13 protein-coding genes are annotated in these 17,121 nt (G+C 69.4%); 6 read left to right on the forward strand and 7 right to left on the reverse strand.

The window, feature by feature from the left end; all coding sequences use genetic code 11:
• Nucleotides 1-88: 88 nt before the first annotated feature.
• Nucleotides 89-715, reverse strand: a complete 627-nt coding sequence (locus AW273_RS15770; RefSeq protein WP_062349071.1) for an NADPH-dependent F420 reductase — start codon at nucleotides 713-715, stop codon at nucleotides 89-91.
• Nucleotides 716-877: 162 nt separating this feature from the next.
• Between AW273_RS15770 and AW273_RS15775 the strand changes: the two genes are divergently transcribed.
• On the forward strand, nucleotides 878-1,255 hold the full coding sequence (locus AW273_RS15775) for a hypothetical protein (RefSeq protein WP_062349072.1): 378 nt from the start codon (nucleotides 878-880) through the stop codon (nucleotides 1,253-1,255).
• 36 nt (nucleotides 1,256-1,291) lie between these two features.
• Entirely contained in the window at nucleotides 1,292-2,410 is a 1,119-nt protein-coding gene (locus AW273_RS15780) for a serine hydrolase domain-containing protein (RefSeq protein WP_062349073.1), read from the forward strand.
• 99 nt (nucleotides 2,411-2,509) lie between these two features.
• Here AW273_RS15780 and AW273_RS15785 read toward each other — a convergent pair whose 3' ends face one another.
• The 3 genes from AW273_RS15785 to AW273_RS37895 all read right to left on the reverse strand — a co-directional run bounded on the left by AW273_RS15785 (nucleotide 2,510) and on the right by AW273_RS37895 (nucleotide 6,236).
• Entirely contained in the window at nucleotides 2,510-5,332 is a 2,823-nt protein-coding gene (locus tag AW273_RS15785) for a vitamin B12-dependent ribonucleotide reductase (protein ID WP_062349074.1), read from the reverse strand.
• Entirely contained in the window at nucleotides 5,329-5,787 is a 459-nt protein-coding gene (nrdR, locus tag AW273_RS15790) for a transcriptional regulator NrdR (RefSeq protein WP_062334935.1), read from the reverse strand. The genes AW273_RS15785 and nrdR overlap by 4 nt, the downstream gene beginning before the upstream one ends.
• Nucleotides 5,788-5,963: 176 nt before the next feature.
• Entirely contained in the window at nucleotides 5,964-6,236 is a 273-nt protein-coding gene (locus AW273_RS37895) for a LysM peptidoglycan-binding domain-containing protein (protein WP_062349075.1), read from the reverse strand.
• A gap of 551 nt (nucleotides 6,237-6,787) precedes the next feature.
• Between AW273_RS37895 and lexA the strand changes: the two genes are divergently transcribed.
• The 3 genes from lexA (at nucleotide 6,788) to AW273_RS15810 (ending at nucleotide 9,315) form a co-directional block, all read left to right on the forward strand.
• The gene (gene lexA, locus AW273_RS15800) at nucleotides 6,788-7,492 is read left to right on the forward strand and encodes a transcriptional repressor LexA (RefSeq protein WP_235966260.1); all 705 of its coding nucleotides are present in this window, start codon (nucleotides 6,788-6,790) and stop codon (nucleotides 7,490-7,492) included.
• A 117-nt stretch (nucleotides 7,493-7,609) separates the two neighbouring features.
• Nucleotides 7,610-8,713, forward strand: coding sequence for a MalY/PatB family protein (locus tag AW273_RS15805; protein WP_062349076.1), 1,104 nt, complete (start codon nucleotides 7,610-7,612; stop codon nucleotides 8,711-8,713).
• Nucleotides 8,710-9,315: a DUF6461 domain-containing protein gene (locus tag AW273_RS15810; protein ID WP_062349077.1), complete on the forward strand. Its 606-nt coding sequence runs from the start codon at nucleotides 8,710-8,712 to the stop codon at nucleotides 9,313-9,315. The genes AW273_RS15805 and AW273_RS15810 overlap by 4 nt, the downstream gene beginning before the upstream one ends.
• Before the next feature lie 51 nt (nucleotides 9,316-9,366).
• On the opposite strand, the gene AW273_RS15815 is transcribed toward AW273_RS15810, so the two are convergent.
• The gene (locus AW273_RS15815) at nucleotides 9,367-11,001 is read right to left on the reverse strand and encodes a cellulase family glycosylhydrolase (RefSeq protein ID WP_198168165.1); all 1,635 of its coding nucleotides are present in this window, start codon (nucleotides 10,999-11,001) and stop codon (nucleotides 9,367-9,369) included.
• A 129-nt stretch (nucleotides 11,002-11,130) separates the two neighbouring features.
• Complete coding sequence (leuS, locus tag AW273_RS15820) at nucleotides 11,131-13,584, reverse strand: leucine--tRNA ligase (RefSeq protein ID WP_062349079.1); 2,454 nt, start codon at nucleotides 13,582-13,584, stop codon at nucleotides 11,131-11,133.
• Between the two features lie 467 nt (nucleotides 13,585-14,051).
• Here leuS and AW273_RS15825 point away from each other — a divergent pair, with 467 nt between their 5' ends.
• Complete coding sequence (locus AW273_RS15825) at nucleotides 14,052-15,848, forward strand: flagellar basal body-associated FliL family protein (RefSeq protein ID WP_157555836.1); 1,797 nt, start codon at nucleotides 14,052-14,054, stop codon at nucleotides 15,846-15,848.
• Here AW273_RS15825 and AW273_RS15830 read toward each other — a convergent pair.
• Nucleotides 15,845-17,101, reverse strand: coding sequence for a cytochrome P450 (locus AW273_RS15830; RefSeq protein ID WP_439648635.1), 1,257 nt, complete (start codon nucleotides 17,099-17,101; stop codon nucleotides 15,845-15,847). The two genes, AW273_RS15825 and AW273_RS15830, sit on opposite strands and share 4 nt — an antisense overlap.
• Between the last annotated feature and the right edge of the window lie 20 nt (nucleotides 17,102-17,121).

Raw genomic sequence — 17,121 nt, forward strand, 5'->3', positions numbered from 1 at the left:
CACCGACGACCGGTCTGACCGAATTTCGGTCCGTTGACACCCCGAAAAATCCGGATCGGACCGCAGAGGTCCGGAGCCGTCCGGCCGCTCAGGCCTTGGCGAGCGCCGCGCGCAGTTCCTCGGCGTTGAAGCGGGAGACGTAGGCGGGCCGGTCGCGGTCGTGCCGCCAGCCTTCGGACAGCGGGCCGACGTCCACGACGTCGAAGCCGAAGGAGTCGGTCAGGTCGGCGACGACCCGCTTCGCCTCGGGGTCGTCGCCCGCGATCGGCAGCGCCCGCCGGTTCGGCGTGCCCGGCGGGGTGCCGTCGGACAGCAGGTGGGCGGCCATGATGTTGTTGAAGCCCTTGACCACCCGCGAGGTCGGCAGGTGCTCCTGGAGCAGCCCCGACGGGGTCTTCGCGCCGGAGTCGATCTCCGGGAACCGCCCGTCGCGCTCGAAGTAGTAGTTGTTCGTGTCGATCACGATCTTCCCGGCGAGCGGCTCGACCGGCACCCGCCGGTACGCGTGGAACGGCACCGTGACCACCACGATGTCGCCCGCCTCGGCCGCCCCCTCCACGGTCGAGGCGGACGCGGCCGGTCCGAGCGACTCGACCAGGCCGACGAGGGTCTGCGGCCCGCGCGAGTTGCTCATCACGACCGAATGCCCCGCGCCGACGGCCAGCCGCGCCAGCGCCGACCCGATGTGCCCGCTGCCTATGAATCCGATGACCATACCTGGGGGAACCGGGCGGCAGGTGGTGTCATTCCCGGCCGCAACATCGTCTCCATCGTTGACGACGTTACCGGCGAGGCTCTACGTTGTCTCTCGAAGAGACCATGTTCGGTCGTGGTATGAAGTGACCCACCAGGAGGCGGACACACGAGTTGAGGCACCATGACCGAGCGATACCTCGGCGTACTCGGCATCGGCGAGGCGCTGGGGGTGAGCCGGCACGCGGTGCACAAATGGCGGGCCCGCTACCCCGCAGGCTCCGCCCACCCCTTCCCCGACCCCGACGTCGAGATCGACGGCGCCCCCGGCTGGCGTCCCGGCCGTCTCGACGAGATCGTGCGCTGGCGCGAGGGCCTGCCCGGCCGCGGCGCCGGCGGCGGACGCCCGTCAGCGGCCCGCCAGGACTACCTGAAGGCGGCCGTCGAGCGCGGCCTCGACCGCGACGAGGCGCTGCGCGCCCTCGCCACGTTCGGCGAGGAGTTCCCCGAGATGACCGAGCCGGAGATCTGCGCCTGGCTCATCGAGAGCTGGCGCCGCTGACCCATTCAGGCTGACCCGACCAGAAGGCGATGACGCATGCCCGGAACCACCGCACCCGGATTCGAACCCGTCCTGGACGCGTTCACCGACAACTTCGAGCACCACGACGAGATCGGCGCGGCCGTCTGCGTCTACGTCGGCAGCGAGAAGGTCGTGGACCTCTGGGGCGGCGTGGCCGACCCCGTGACCGGCCGCCCCTGGACCGAGGACACCCTCCAGGTGGTCTTCTCCACCACGAAGGCGATCACCGCCGCCTGCGCCCTGCACCTCGTCGACCGCGGCCTGCTCGACCTGGACGCGCCCGTCTCCGCCTACTGGCCGGAGTTCGGCAAACCCGAGATCCCCGTACGCTGGCTGCTCACCCACCAGGCGGGCCTGGCCGCCCTCGACAAGCCGGTCACCCCCGCCGAGGCGGTGGCCTGGGAACCGGTGGTCACCGCCCTGGCGGCGCAGCGGCCCTTGTGGGAACCCGGAACCGAGCCGGGCTACCACGCCCACACCTTCGGCTGGCTCGTCGGCGAGGTGGTGCGCCGGGTGTCGGGGCGGACGCTCGGGACGTACCTGCGGGAGGAGATCGCCACTCCGCTGGGGCTGGACTTCTGGATCGGGCTGCCGGAGCCGGAACACCAGCGTGTCGCCCGGATCGTGGCTCCGAAGCTCGACATGTCGGTCGATCCGGCGACCCTGCCCGAGGCGGTGCGCCCCTACTTCGACCCGACGTCGCTGACGATGCGGGCCTCGATGGCCGTGACCCCGTTCCTCGACCACAACGACCCCGCCGAACTGGCGGCCGAGTTTCCCGCGACGAACGGCGCGGGCACCGCCCGGGGGCTCGCGGGCTTCTACGCGGCCCTGCTCGACGGCCGGATCCTCAGCCCCGGGCTGCTGTCCACGGCGACGACCGAGCAGGTCAGCGGGGTCGACAAGGTGCTTCGGGTGCCGGTCAGGATCGGGCTGGGCTTCGGCCTGCCGAGCCCGGACGACTTCTGGCATGACCCGACGGCCTTCGGCTTCCCGGGTTACGGGGGTTCACTGGGGTTCGCGGACCCTTCCCGGGGGTTGGCCTTCGGCTATGTCATGAACCACGGCAAGCACGCCGCCGACGACAGGAGGGCCGCCAACCTCGTCCAGGCGGTGCGGGCCGCCCTCTCGTGACGGCGGGCCGCCGGCGGGCGGTGCCGGGGTGGGCGGGAGCCGTAACGGAAGAAAGGAACTTCCCGGGCCGACCTGTCGATCGGCCCGGGAATCTCAAGGTCAGCTGCAGCCGCTGGTGCTGCCGCAGCCCTCGCACACGTAGCAGCTACCGGCCGGCCGCATCTTCGTGCCGCAGGTCATGCACAGCGGCGCGTCGGCCGTGAAGCCCTGGTGACCCTCCAGGTGACCCTGCTGCGAGGCCCTCACCGGCTCGGCGACCGGGACCGGCTTGCTCACCGGCGGCTCGATCGGGGCCGACTGGGCCAGCGCGGCGGTGTCGAGCTGGGCGGCCGGGTCTTCGCCGCGCTGCTGGGCGGCGCGCTCGGAGGCCGAGAAGATGCCCAGAGCGGCCCGGTCTTCGTAGGCCAGGTGGTCGAGGGCCAGGCGGCGGAAGATGTAGTCCATCACCGACTGCGCCATGCGGACGTCGGGGTCGTCGGTCATGCCGGCCGGCTCGAAGCGCATGTTGACGAACTTCTGCACGTAGGTGTCGAGCGGCACGCCGTACTGGAGACCGATGGAGATCGCCACGGAGAAGGCGTCCATGACGCCCGCGAGGGTCGAGCCCTGCTTGGACATCTTCAGGAAGACCTCGCCGAGACCGTCGTCAGGGTAGGACGAGGCGGTCATGTAGCCCTTCGCGCCGCCGACCGTGAAGCGGGTCGTGATGCTCGGGCGGCTGTTCGGCATGCGGCGGCGGGTCGGGCGGGAGACCTCGATGACCCTGGTCTCGGGCTCGACGACGACCGCGGCCTCTTCGGTCTTCTTGTTGGTGCCGGCCGACAGCGGCTGGCCGACCTTGCAGTTGTCGCGGTAGACGGCCAGGGCCTTCAGGCCCAGACGCCAGCCTTCGAGGTAGACCTGCTCGATGTCGTCGATCGTCGCCGACTCGGGCAGGTTGACCGTCTTGGAGATCGCGCCCGACAGGAACGGCTGGGTCGCGGCCATCATCCGGACGTGGCCCATGGGCGCGATCGCCCGCTCGCCCATCGCGCAGTCGAACACCTCGTAGTGGGCCTCCTTGAGGCCGGGGGCGCCGACCACGTGGGAGTGCTGGGCGATGTACTCGACGATCGCCTCGACCTGCTCCTCCTGGTAGCCGAGCTGGCGCAGGGCACGCGGGATGGTCTGGTTGACGATCTGCATCGAGCCGCCGCCGACGAGCTTCTTGAACTTGACCAGGGCCAGGTCGGGCTCGATGCCGGTGGTGTCGCAGTCCATCATCAGGCCGATGGTGCCGGTCGGGGCGAGCAGCGACGCCTGGGCGTTGCGCCAGCCGTTCTTCTCGCCCAGCTTGAGGCACTCCTGCCACTGCCTGGTCGCCTCGGCGTGGATCGCCTTGTCCATCGCGTCGATGGTGCGGACCGCGTCGTTGGCGGCGGCGTGCTTGCGCATGACCCGCTTGTGCGGTTCGGCGTTGCGCTCGTAGCCGTCGTAGGCCCCCACGACGCCCGCGAGCTCCGCGCTGCGGCGGTAGGACACCCCGGTCATCAGCGACGTGATCGCCGCGGCGATGGCCCGGCCGCCGTCGGAGTCGTAGGCGTGGCCCGTGGCCATCAGCAGCGCGCCCAGGTTGGCGTAGCCGATGCCGAGCTGCCGGTAGGCGCGGGTGGTCTCGCCGATCTTCTCGGTCGGGAAGTCGGCGAAGGTGATCGAGATGTCCATCGCGGTGATGATCAGCTCGGTCAGCTTGACGAACCGGGCGACGTCGAACGTGTCGTCGTCGGTGAGGAACTTCAGCAGGTTGATCGACGCCAGGTTGCATGAGGAGTTGTCGAGGTGGACGTACTCCGAGCAGGGGTTGGACGCGGTGATCCGGCCCGTCTCCGGGCAGGTGTGCCAGTCGTTGATCGTGTCGTCGTACTGGACGCCCGGGTCGGCGCACTCCCACGCCGCCTTGGCCATCTTGCGGAACAGGTCTCGGGCGTCGATCTCCTCGATGACCTCGTGGGTGAGGCGGGCGCGCAGGCCGAACCTGCCGCCGGTCTCGACCTGGCGCATGAACTCGTCGCTGACGCGGACCGAGTTGTTGGCGTTCTGGTATTGCACCGACACGATGTCCTTGCCGCCGAGGTCCATGTCGAACCCGGCGTCGCGGAGGGCGCGGATCTTGTCTTCCTCACGCGCCTTCGTCTCGATGAACTCCTCGATGTCGGGGTGGTCGACGTCGAGCACGACCATCTTGGCCGCCCGGCGGGTGGCGCCGCCCGACTTGATGGTGCCGGCCGACGCGTCGGCGCCCCTCATGAAGGAGACGGGACCGCTGGCCGTGCCGCCCGAGGAGAGCAGTTCCTTCGAGGAGCGGATGCGGGACAGGTTCACCCCCGAACCCGAACCGCCCTTGAAGATCACGCCCTCTTCCTTGTACCAGTCGAGGATCGACTCCATGGTGTCGTCGACGGCCAGGATGAAACAGGCGCTGACCTGCTGCGGCGAGAGGGTGCCGACGTTGAACCACACGGGCGAGTTGAACGCGAAGAGCTGGTGGACCAGGGCGTGCTTCAGCTCGTGGTCGAAGATCTCGGCGTCTTCGTCGGAGGCGAAGTAGCCGTTCTCGACGCCGGTGCGCGTGTAGACGCCGGTCACCCGGTCGACGAGCTGCTTCAGGCTCCACTCGCGCTGCGGCGTGCCGAGCGCGCCGCGGAAGTACTTGGTGGTCACGATGTTGGCCGCGTTGACCGACCACGACGCCGGGAACTCGACCCCGCGCTGCTCGAAGTTGACCGAGCCGTCGCGCCAGTTGGTCATGACGACGTCACGGCGCTCCCACTCGACCGCGTCGTAGGGGTGGACGCCCTCGGTGGTGAAGATCCGCTTCACCTTCAGCCCCTTGGCCCGTCCACGCCGTGCGCGCGTGGATGTGCCGTTGACCGTCTCCGTCATGACTCCCCCTTGGCATGTGCCTTGAGTTGCTGGATCTCTGCCTCGAAGTCGGCGAGGGTCTCGAACCCCCGGTAGACCGAGGCGAAACGTAGATAAGCCACCTCATCGAGGTCGCGCAGCGGCCCGAGGACCGCGACGCCGACCTGGTGGGCCGGGATCTCGGCGACACCGGACGCGCGGATGCTCTCCTCGACCCTCTGCCCGAGCTGCGCGAGCGAGTCTTCGCTGACCGGCCGCCCCTGGCAGGCCCGCCGGACCCCGGCGATGACCTTCTCCCTGGAGAAGGCCTCGGTCACCCCGCTGCGTTTGCTCACCATCAGCAGGACCGTCTCCTGCGTGGTGAACCGTCTCCCGCATTCGGAACAGGTGCGCCGTCGGCGAATCGCCCCGCCGTCTTCCGTCGACCGGCTGTCGACGACCCGGGTGTCGGGATGACGGCAGAACGGGCAATGCACGCCGTCGCCTCCTCACTGACCAGACGCTCGCGCACGCCCCCACATGTGATGAGGTGCGGCAAAGGAAACACAATCTATGGTTCGCTCAGTTGACCACGACCACTAGATGTTGTGGTTCCCCAACCCTAGAAGTGAGTCCCCTAGATCGCAACTCAAACCCCACCGGTCCCGGAGGCCTACTGACCTGGGACGTCGCGGGGGAGATAGAGCGTCGTGCCTGGCCGGATGAGGGCGTCGGATAAACCGTTGAGATCCATGATCTCGCGAACCACGACCCCCGGATCGCCTCCGTCGCCGGCCGACACGGCGATCTCCCAGAGGGTGTCGCCCTCCTGGACCGTCACCCGGGGCGACCCCTCGACCGAACGTGTGGTGGACGCGGTCACGGCAGCCCGTGTGCCCAGCCAGAGCACGGCCAAACTCACGAGGGCGATGAGCACGACGAGCACGATCCGGCCCCTCCGGGTGAGCCGGAGCGGCGGTGCCGGCTTCCCGCCGGCGCGCCCGCCTTCGGGAGCCGCCTGGATCGAGGGGCGCGACGGGCCGACATCACCCCAGCGCCGCGCGGCGGACAGGGAGGAAGGCCGGGGAGCGGGCCGGACCGTGCGTTCCCCGCCAGGGCCGGAGTCTCCACCCGGAAGGGCCGGGACCAGAGTGAGGTGGCGTCGTCTTATGTGCGGGTTCATATGGGGGTGCTCCGCCGGGCGCGGACGCGCGGCCTTCGGCGGCCGGATGTTCGAGTGTGGGGGTGGAGTCGCAGGGGTGTCCTTCCGCGTGGGCTTCATCGTGAACCTCCTCGACTGCCCTGCAAGAAGGGAAGAAAGATCGCGCGAATCGAACACGATGTCGATCGAACTCCCGTACGATGTTGTACACCACGCCACCGACGTTTTCGAGGGCAATCGAACAATTGTTTGATATTGATCTTGAATCGCGGTAGCGTCGCTCTGTGCGACGTGAGGAACACGGATTGGGAGGTGCCCAGGTGAACAACGACGGGCTGGCCGGCCAGCGCGACGAGAGCGTGAGCGATCTGGCGGTTCGCCGCCGCGACTCGCTCGGGCTCACCCCCAGGCAGCGCAAGATCCTGGAGGTGATCCGCGACTCGGTCCAGCAGCGGGGCTACCCACCGTCGATGCGCGAGATCGGTGAGGCGGTGCAGCTCACGAGCACGTCGAGTGTGTCCCACCAGCTCACCGCCCTTCAGCGCAAGGGCTACCTGCGTCGCGACCCCCATCGCCCGCGCGCCCTTGAGGTGCGCCTGCCCGGCGAGCCGGTCCTCTGGGTCGATCCCGACGCCGCCGTGGAAGACTCCGCCTTCAACCGTCCGACGGCGGCCTATGTTCCCCTCGTCGGGCGCATCGCCGCGGGTGGGCCGATCCTGGCCGAGCAGAACCTCGAAGACGTCTTCGCCCTGCCCAAGCAGCTCGTCGGCGAGGGCACCCTGTTCCTCCTCCAGGTCTCCGGCGACTCGATGATCGAGGCCGCCATCGCCGACGGCGACTGGGTGGTCGTCCGCCAGCAGCCGGTCGCCGACAACGGCGACATCGTCGCCGCGATGATCGACGGCGAGGCGACCGTGAAGACCTTCAAGCGCAAGGACGGCCACGTCTGGCTGGTCCCCCACAACCCCAACTACGAGCCGATCCCCGGCGACGAGGCGACCGTCCTCGGCAAGGTCACGGCCGTCCTCCGCAAGCTGTAGGCATTCGAAGGCGTCTGCTCCCACGAGCGGGCGCCTTCCGCTTGTCTGCGCTCTATGGGCGGTCTAGGGGCGGTAAACGCCGATGCGGTCTGCGATGTCCCGTCATACGCTGTTTGCGTGGACTTTGATCAGTTGACGGTGGAGCAGGCCCGCAGGCGCGACGGCACCAAGTGGGCGCAGGCCGCTCCTGACCTGATCCCCGCCTGGGTCGCCGACATGGACTTCCCCGTGGCCGGCCCCATCCGCGACGCGATCATGCACCGGGTCGCCACCGACATGGGCTACCCCGACTGGCCGTGGGAGCAGCCCGGCCTCCCCCTGCCCGAGGTGTTCGCCGAGCGCATGGCCGCCCGCTACGGGTTCCGCCCCGATCCCGTCCACGTGCGGCCCTTCACCGATCTCAACCAGTCGCTGCAGGCCCTGCTCGACGTGCTGACCGAACCGGGCGAGGGGGTGCTCACCCACACGCCCACCTACAACGCCTTCCTGATGACGCTGGAGGCGATGAACCGGCCCCCGGTGCCGATTCCGCTGGTCCCCGACGGGGAGGGCTGGCGGGCCGAGCTTCCGGCCGATCCGCGGGGCGCGCGGGTGCTGCTCCTGGTCAACCCGCACAATCCGACGGGGCGGTGCTTCACCCGTACGGAACTGGAGGAGATCGCCGAATACGCCGACCGGCACGACCTCGTGGTCATCTCCGACGAGATCCACGCCGAGCTCGTGTACACGCCCAACGAGCACCTCCCCTTCGGCCTGCTCCGTCCCGAGCGCACGGTGACGATCACGTCGGCGAGCAAGGCGTTCAACATGGGCGGCCTGCACTGCGCCGTCGCCCACATCGGCTCGTCGCGGGCCCGGGAGGCGCTGGCGACCCGCCCGCCGGCCCTGTACGGCCAGCCGAGCGTCCTCGGCGTGGCGGCCACGGTGGCGGCCTGGCGGGAGTGCGACGCCTGGCTCGACGGGGTCGTCGCCGTCCTCGACCGCAACCGGAAGACCCTCGCTCAGCGGCTTCCGGCGGGGTGGACCTACCGGGTGCCGGAGGCGACCTACCTCGCCTGGATCGACACCGGCATTCCCGACGCCGCGACCGTTCTGGAGCGCGAGGCGCGGGTCAAGGTGGCGCCCGGCACGATCTACGGCGCTCCCGACACGTGGATCAGGCTCAACTTCGGCACGTCGGGGCCCATCCTGGACGAGATTCTCGACAGAATACGAATGTGACCGACGTTTCTCACTATCTCGGGCTGCTCGACGACAAATCCTCGTTGTCCCACTGGGGAACCATCACCTGGGTCTCCGGTCTGGAACCCGAGACGGCCCTCGATATTCTCGGCGGCAACGCCGATTCCGAGCTCTCGCTTTCGTTCGAGGACTGCCATTCCGCGGCCGCCAAGGATTTCCGGCTACGCGGCTACTTCGGCAGCGAGATCCTGCTCGACAAGGCGGGTCCGTGGCTCCTCTGCATCGAACCGTTCGGCGACGGCGGCTCCATGACCGACACGCTCCTGGCACTCTCCAAAAAAGGAACCGCCTTCTCGCTGCTGTCCCATCCTTCGGGCTTTCACACCTTCAGCTACGCCGCCGACGGGGAGGCCTTGGTGGTCATCCGCCGGATCGGCGAGCCCTGGGTCGAAGGGCCGATATCCCTGGAGGAGATCGTCGGGGACCTCCCGTTGCTCGATGGGGATTCGGAGCCCGTCACCTGGGCGGCGAACGCCCTGGCCCTCGCCGAGGGTCGCACCGGGTTCCGCCTCACCGCCGAATGGCTGGACGCCGAGCACCCGTGTTTCGTCGGCACACCGCGCCCCGGAGCTCCCGCCTGATGAGATGAAGCGGCCCGCCGCCCAGAAGACCGGGCGACGGGCCGTTCATGGTCAACTACAGGTGATCGGAGAAGGCACCGCGTTGGTGCCGTTCCAGGTTCCGTTGAAGCCGAACGTCGTCGAACCGTTGGCCGCGATCGAGCCGTTGTAGGGCAAGTTGTTCACCGTGACCTGCGATCCGGACACGGTGTGCTCGCCACTCCACAACTGGGTGATCGTCTGTCCGTTGGCGAAGTTCCACCGCACCGTCCACCGGCTGATCGCCGCCGACGAGGGCCGCACGGTCACCTCGCCCTGGAACCCGCCCGGGTACTGGTTGATGATCCGGTACGTCGCCACACAGCCGCCCGGAGACGGCGAAGGTGAGGGCGACGGGCTGGGGGAAGGCGAAGGGCTGGGTGAGGGTGAGGGTGAAGGCGAGGGCGACGGGCTGGGCGAACCCGAGGGCGAGGGCGAAGGTGACGGCGTCGTGCCCGGGGGCACCGGCGCGATCAGATAGGGGTTCAGGATGTTCTGCTTGGCCGTCTGGACCGTCACCCAGTCGTCCAGCACGATTCCGCCCGTGTCGCCCGAGTTCGGGTTCCACGACCAGTAGGTGAACGACATCCCGTTCACGCCCGTGCCCGTGTACTTCATCAGTTCCGTCAGCCAGATCCGGTCGACGTTCGACGTCATCGTGGTGCCGAACTCGCCCATCATGATGGGCGCGATGTTCTGCTTGTACAGGTAGCCCCAGTACCGGTCCCAGATGGCCGGCATGTTCGCCGGGTAGCTCGGGTCGGAGAACCACGACTGGTTGTAGACGGACGTCGCGTACTCATGCGGCGAGTACACGAGCCGGTTGGCCACGTTGAGCCGAACCGGGAACTGTCCGGCCTTGGAGAGGTTGCCGCCCCACCAACCGCAGTCCTCGTCGTTCGAGGGGTCGTTGTCCCACACGTTGGAGAGGCCGCCCGAGGGGCACGAGACGCCCTCGACGAAGATCAGCCAGTTCGGCTGGACGGCGAGGATGGCGTTTCCGGCACGTTCGGCGGCCAGGCGCCAGTCGCGCGACTCGACGCCGCAGCCCCAGCAGGCGCCGGTGGCGTTCGGGTTGGTGCCGTCGGCGTGGGGTTCGTTGTGCAGGTCGGCCCCGATGACGGTGGTGTTGCCGGCGTACCGCTGGGCGAGCATGCGCCAGTCGGCGATCCAGGTCGCCTCCGAGACCGTGGGGGTGTACCAGAGGGCCGACTGGCCGGCGGAGGTCGGGCGGTGGCGGTCGAGGATGACGCGCATGCCCTTCGAGCCGGCGTACTCGATGACCTTGTCGAGGATCTGCAGGGGAGACAGGCCGACGAGGTCGGGGTTGGTGAAGTCGTTGATGCCGGTCGCGACGGCGCCGGGCTTGAGCGCGTCGTTCGAGAACGGGATGCGCAGGGTGTTGTAGCCGAGCTGGGCCATGTGGTCGAGCTGGGACTTCCACGTCACGCTGGCCCACAGGCCGTGGAAGGTCTTGTTGTCGGTCTCCATGCCGAACCAGTTGATGCCGGTCAGGCGGACCGTCGCGCCGGTGCTGTCGACGATCTTGTTGCCGTTGGTCCGCAGGTAGCCGGTCCCCGTGCCGGCCGCGTTGGCGGGGGCGCCGATCGCCACGAGTAACGCGGTGATCAGCGCGGTCCCCGCCAACCAGGCGGTGAATCTGGACAAGAGTGCCTCCAAGGCGGGGGGCACGCCTGGCCGTCGAGCCGGAACGGGTTCAGGCATGCCCCGCCGAGGCATGCCCTGACCGCACGCCCGACGATGTTCGAGATATCGGCTCGGGCGTCAATGCTGCTCCTAAGGAACGATGTTGACCAGCTTGGGGGCCCGCACGATGACCTTGCGGGGGGCGCCGTCGAGGTGGGCCTTGACCTTCTCGGAGCTCAGGGCCAGCGCCTCCAGATCGGTGTCCGAGATGTCCGGTGAAACTTCCAGCCGGTCGCGCACCTTGCCGGCCACCTGGACGACCGCGGTCACCGAGTCCTGCACCAGCAGCGCCGGGTCGGCGACCGGCCACGTGGCGCGGGCGACCGACGGCTGGTGGCCCAGCCGCTCCCAGCCTTCCTCCGCCGTGTACGGGGCCACGATCGACAACATCACGGCCAGCGCCTCGGCCGCCTCACGCACGGCCGGGTCGGCGGCGCCGGGGCCCGAGTCGATCGCCTTGCGGGCGGCCGAGGTCAGCTCCATCAGGCGGGCGACCGCCACGTTGAAGCGGTGGGTCTCGACCAGCTTGGTGACCTCGTCGATGGTCCGGTGGACGACCTTGCGCAGCTCCAGGTCACCGGCCGCGAAGTCGGTGCCGGCGCCGGACGCGTCGGTCATCACGCGCAGCGCGCGGGCCAGGAACTTCAGCGACGCGGCCGGCGAGACGTCGGCCCAGTCGATGTCGTCTTCCGGCGGACCGGCGAACACCATGGTCAGCCGGACCGCGTCGACGCCGAAGTTGTCGATCTGCACGCCCAGGTCGACGCCGTTGCCCAGGGTCTTGGACATGGCCTTGCCGCCGTTGATGACCTGACCCTGGTTCAGCAGCCGCAGGAACGGCTCGTCCCAGGTGATCATGCCCATGTCGTAGAGGACCTTGGTGAAGAACCGGCTGTACAGCAGGTGCAGCACCGCGTGCTCGACGCCGCCGACGTACTGGTCGATGGGGCCCCACTTCTCGGCCTTGGCGACGTCGAAGGGGCCGTCGTCGTACTTCGGGTCGAGGTAGCGCAGGAAGTACCACGAACTGTCGACGAAGGTGTCCATCGTGTCGGTGTCGCGCTTGGCCGGGCCGCCGCACGACGGGCACGGCACGTTGACCCAGTCGGTGGCCGAGGCCAGCGGCGAGACGCCCTTGGGCGCCAGGGCCTCGCCGCGCAGGTCGGGCAGCACGACCGGCAGGTCCTTGTCGGGGACGGGGACCTCGCCGCACTCGCCGCAGTGGATGATCGGGATCGGGGTGCCCCAGAACCGCTGGCGGGACAGCAGCCAGTCGCGCAGGCGGAAGTTGACCGTGGCCTTGCCGGTGCCGCGCCCGGCCAGGATCTCGACGATCTTCTCGATCGCCTCGGCCTTGCTCAGGCCGTCGAGCGGGCCGGAGTTGACCAGCTTGCCCTCGCCCGGCGTCGCCTTGCCGGTCTCGCCGGGGTCGGCCATGCCGGTGTGCACGACGACCTTCACCGGCAGGTCGAACTTCAGCGCGAAGTCGAGGTCGCGCTGGTCGTGGGCCGGGACGGCCATGATCGCGCCATGGCCGTAGTCGGCCAGGACGTAGTCGGCGGCCCAGACCGGGATGCGCTCGCCGTTGACCGGGTTGATCGCGTGGACGCCCAGGAAGACGCCGGTCTTCTCCTTCTCGGTCGACATGCGCTCGATGTCGGACAGCTTGGCGACCTCGGCGCGGTAGGCCTCCAAGGCCGGGCGCTGTTCTTCGGTGACGATCTCGGCGGCCAGCGGGGCGTCGGCGGCGACGACGAAGAACGTCGCGCCGTAGAGCGTGTCGGGCCGGGTCGTGTAGACGGTGACCGGGTCTTTGCGGCCCTCGATCTCGAACTCGACGTCGGCGCCGGTGCTGCGGCCGATCCAGTTGCGCTGCATGGTCAGCACGCGGTCGGGCCAGCCGCCCTCCAGGCGGGCCATGTCGTCGACCAGGCGGTCGGCGTACTCAGTGATCTTGAAGTACCACTGGGTCAGCTCGCGGCGGATGACGTCGGCGCCGCAGCGCTCGCACTTGCCCGCGACGACCTGCTCGTTGGCCAGCACCGTCTGGTCGTTGGGGCACCAGTTGACCAGGCCGCCCTTGCGGTAGGCCAGGCCGCGCTCGAAGAAGCGCGTGAACAGCCACTGGTTCCACTTGTAGTACTCGGCGTCGCTGGTGTGCAGGCGGCGGGTCCAGTCGAAGGAGATCGCGTAGCGCTGGAAGCTGGCGGCCTGCGTGTCGATGTTGCCGTAGGTCCACTCGGCCGGGTGGGCGTTGCGCTTGATGGCCGCGTTCTCGGCGGGCAGGCCGAAGGAGTCCCACCCGATCGGGTGCAGGACGTTGTAGCCCTTCAGGAACCAGTAGCGGGCCACCACGTCGCCGATGGCGAACACCTCGGCGTGGCCCATGTGCAGGTCACCGGACGGGTAGGGGAACATGTCGAGCATGTAGCGCCGCGGCCGCGGGTCGGCGTCGTCCTCCACGACGGCGAAGGGCTTCAGTTCCTCCCAGCGAGGCTGCCACTTGGCCTGGATCGCCTGGGGGTCGTATACCTGCTCGTCCACGTTTGATCTCCTGAATTATCGACACCTGCCCATAAGAAAACCCCCCGGCTGAAGCACGAGGGGCGGCCGCGTCGAGGCTGCTGTCAGCTCGCTCGACGCGGCCCGGTAAGAAGCAGGTTCGCGGCACGCATAGAGCAAGGGTAGCGCAGAACGCAAGCGGGAATGGGGGCGGCCGAAGGACGACGAACAGCGGCGGATCTTACACCGAGAGTAAAGTGGCGATATCGGATGGTGATAGATCCATTGTGACCTCGGTTGTCCCTTTCGTTTACCCTCATCTCGTGAACCCTGTCGACCCGAGGCGCGGCCCGGACCTCCCGCAGGCGGACCTTCCGATGCAGGATCCGCCCACCGACCCCACGGGCGAGACGTTCAGAGGGGGCTTTTCCAGTTTCGCCGCCCCGGCCCCCAGCCCGCATGAGATCATGCCAAGCACGTCTAATTCGGGCATGATCTCGGGAGGTTCCATGCCCTCGGAGCACAGTGATCCACGGCGCGGCCCGGCCTGGCCGGAAGTCCCGCCAGCCTGGCCCGAGGTGCCGCCGCCCGCCGCCTCGTACCCGCCCAATCCGGTCGCCGCACCCCACGGCCGGCCGGAGCCCGCGCCCTTCGGCGGCCCGCAGGCCCCTTCACCCGGCGGCTCGTTCCCTCCGAGCCCGGTCGCCGCGTGGCACGACGCCCGGCCTGAGAACCGGCCTGAGAACCGGCCCGAGAACCAGACCGGCCCGCAGAGCCCGCCGATCCCCCAGGCCCCGTTCCAGGAGCATCCGCCGTTCCCGGTGCCGCCACCGCCGCCGCCTCCGATGAGCCCGTTCGGGCCGGCCGACGACTATCCGGCCTTCGGCGCGGCGTCCGCCCCGGCCCGCCCCGCGTCCCCCGGCCCGGAGTTCCCGCCCGTCAGGGCCGGCAGCGGACCGGTGTTCCCGCCTCCGATGAACCCGCCGGGTTTCCCGGAGCCGCAGGCCGCGCGGCAGCCCGCCCGGACCAACACGGGCCCCGGCTTCCCCGAACTGCCGCCCGAGGAGGGACCCTGGGCCTCGGCGCCCAACGTGTTCCCCCGCGCCGAGGAGCGGAACCCGTCGTTCCCGCCCCGGCCGGTCGAGCCGGCCCCGCAGCAGTCGTTCTCCTACCAGGAGCCGGCCACCACGTTCGGCACCCCGCGCGGCCCGTTCGACCCGCGTGTGCCCCAGCCGCCGATGGACCAGCAGCCGTTCCCGCCCGTCCAGGCCGCCGCGCCCGCCACCGACCGCACGGTCACGATGGGCCCGCCCGGCCAGCCCGCGCCGCCGCCGGCGGCACCGCAGGCCGCACCGCAGGCCCCGCAGCAACCGGCTCCGCCGATGAACGCGCCGCAGCAGCCGCACGGCTACGGCGGCCCGACCACGGGCGAGCACCTGGTGCAGCAGCTCCCCGGCGACGACCCCTACAAGCCGTTCGTCACCGCGGGCCAGATCAGCGGCCCGAAGACGCCCCCGGCCGCCCGGCAGCAGGAGTTGTGGGAGACCGTGTGGGGCGACGGCCAGCACACGACCGACGATGACGACGACGAGAAGGGCAAGCCGGTCTGGCTGTTCGCGCTCGTCGGCTCGGTGCTGGTCGCGCTGATCGTGGCGCTGCTGTGGGCGTTCCTGGCCGGGCCGCTCAGTTCGGCCGCCGAGACGACCGCCCAGCCCGCCCCCTCGGCCAAGCCGTCGGCCACCAAGCCGGCGGCGCCCGCGGCGTCGGGCGGCATCCCCGAGTACGACGGCGAGAAGTCGGCCGTCAAGGGGACCCTCACCGACGAGACCGCCGGGATCTCGATCTCGCAGCTCGGCGGCCAGTGGAAGACCGACGCCGACACCCAGACGGTCATGTCGACCTACGGCTACTCGACCCGCCAGTACGTCAGCGCCGGGCTCACTTCCAAGGGCAAGCCGTGGTTCGCGACGGTCATGACGGGCCGGCTCCCCGCCGACCTCGCCTCGCAGTACAAGTCGCCGACCGACATGCGGCCGGTGCTGAACGGCGTGGTGTTCAAGGCCCGGCAGACGATCTTCCCGAGGCCCAACAAGGTCGCCAGGGTCGGCTCGCAGAAGCTGCCCGGCGGCCTGGGCCAGGCCGCCGCCTACAAGGTGACCGACGACGGCGGCGGGACCCTGGTCGTGGTGGCCGCGGTCAACACCGGCGCCGAGGTCCCGTCGATCGTCTACATGATGGTGCCGGACCTGCGCGACGACCTGCTGCCCGACGTCAACACGATTCTCAAGTCGATCAAGAAGTCCTAGAACTCGCAGGTCATGTGCTTCGTCCCGTTGATGAAGCTGGAGAACAGCCGCTCGGGTGAGCCGCCTTCGATGGCGGGCACCCGGGTGAGCAGTTCCCGGAACATGACGGTGATCTCGCGCCGGGCCAGGTGGGCCCCGAGGCAGAAGTGGGGCCCGGGGCCGCCGAACCCGACGTGGGGGTTGGGGTTGCGGCCGATGTCGAACCGCAGCGGGTCGTCGAAGACCGCGGCGTCGCGGTTGGCCGACCAGTAGTAGAGGACGACCTTCTCGCCCTTCTTGTACTCGTTGCCGTTCATCACGTGGTCGCGGGTGACCTTGCGGCGCATGTAGTTGACCGGGCTGGCCAGCCGCACGATCTCCTCGACCGCGCCGGGCGCGAGGCCGTCGACGTCGGTGAGCCAGCGCGCCTTCTGGTCGGGGTTGACGGTGAGCAGGCGCAGGCCGTACGAGATGGCGTTCCTCGTGGTCTCGTTGCCGGCCACCACGAGCAGGATGAAGAACGAGCCGAGCTCCTGCAGCGTGAGGCGTTCGCCGTCGATGTTGGCGTTGACCAGCGACGAGATGAGGTCGTTGGTGGGGTTCTTCTCGCGGTGGGCGGCCAGGTCCTGGACGAGCTGCTGCAACTCCAGGCCGGCGGTGAGCAGCGCGGTGGCGATGGCCTCGGGGTCGCTGACGTATTCGGGGTCCTGCGCGCCGAGGATCATGTTCGAGCGGTCGAAGACGAACCGGTAGTCCTTCTCCGGGATGCCCATCATGTCGCAGATGATCTTCAGAGGCAGGCGGGCCGCGACCTCCTCGACGAAGTCGCACCCGGGGCCCTTCTCCAGCAGGTCGTCGACGATCCCGGTGGCGGCGACCGAGACGTCGTCCTCGAACTGCTTGATCATCTTCGGGGTGAACGCCCGGGACACGATCCGGCGCAGGCGGGCGTGCCGGGGGTCGTCCATGCTGATCATCGAGCCGAAGTACTCGACGAACTCCGGCGGCATGTCGACGATGTTGGTCGCCCCGCCGTCACCGGAGCAGAAGACCTCGGGCGTCCGGCTGGCCTCCAGGATGTCCGCGTGCTTCACCAGGGCGTGGTAGCCGAGGCCCTGGGCGGCGAAGGAGACCGTGGGTTCCGCGTAGAAGGCGGGCTTGTCGAGGTCGCGGAGCAACTGGAAGGAGTGTTCCCGGTCGGCCATCGGCCGCTTCCAGAACTCCCAGTCCGACAGGTCGACATCGGCGGCCGAGGTGATCGGCGGCATCGTCATGAGTGGAGCCTCCGGGGGAG

The organism is Herbidospora yilanensis (genome assembly GCF_001570565.1).
In the GTDB taxonomy this organism is placed as follows: domain Bacteria; phylum Actinomycetota; class Actinomycetes; order Streptosporangiales; family Streptosporangiaceae; genus Herbidospora; species Herbidospora yilanensis.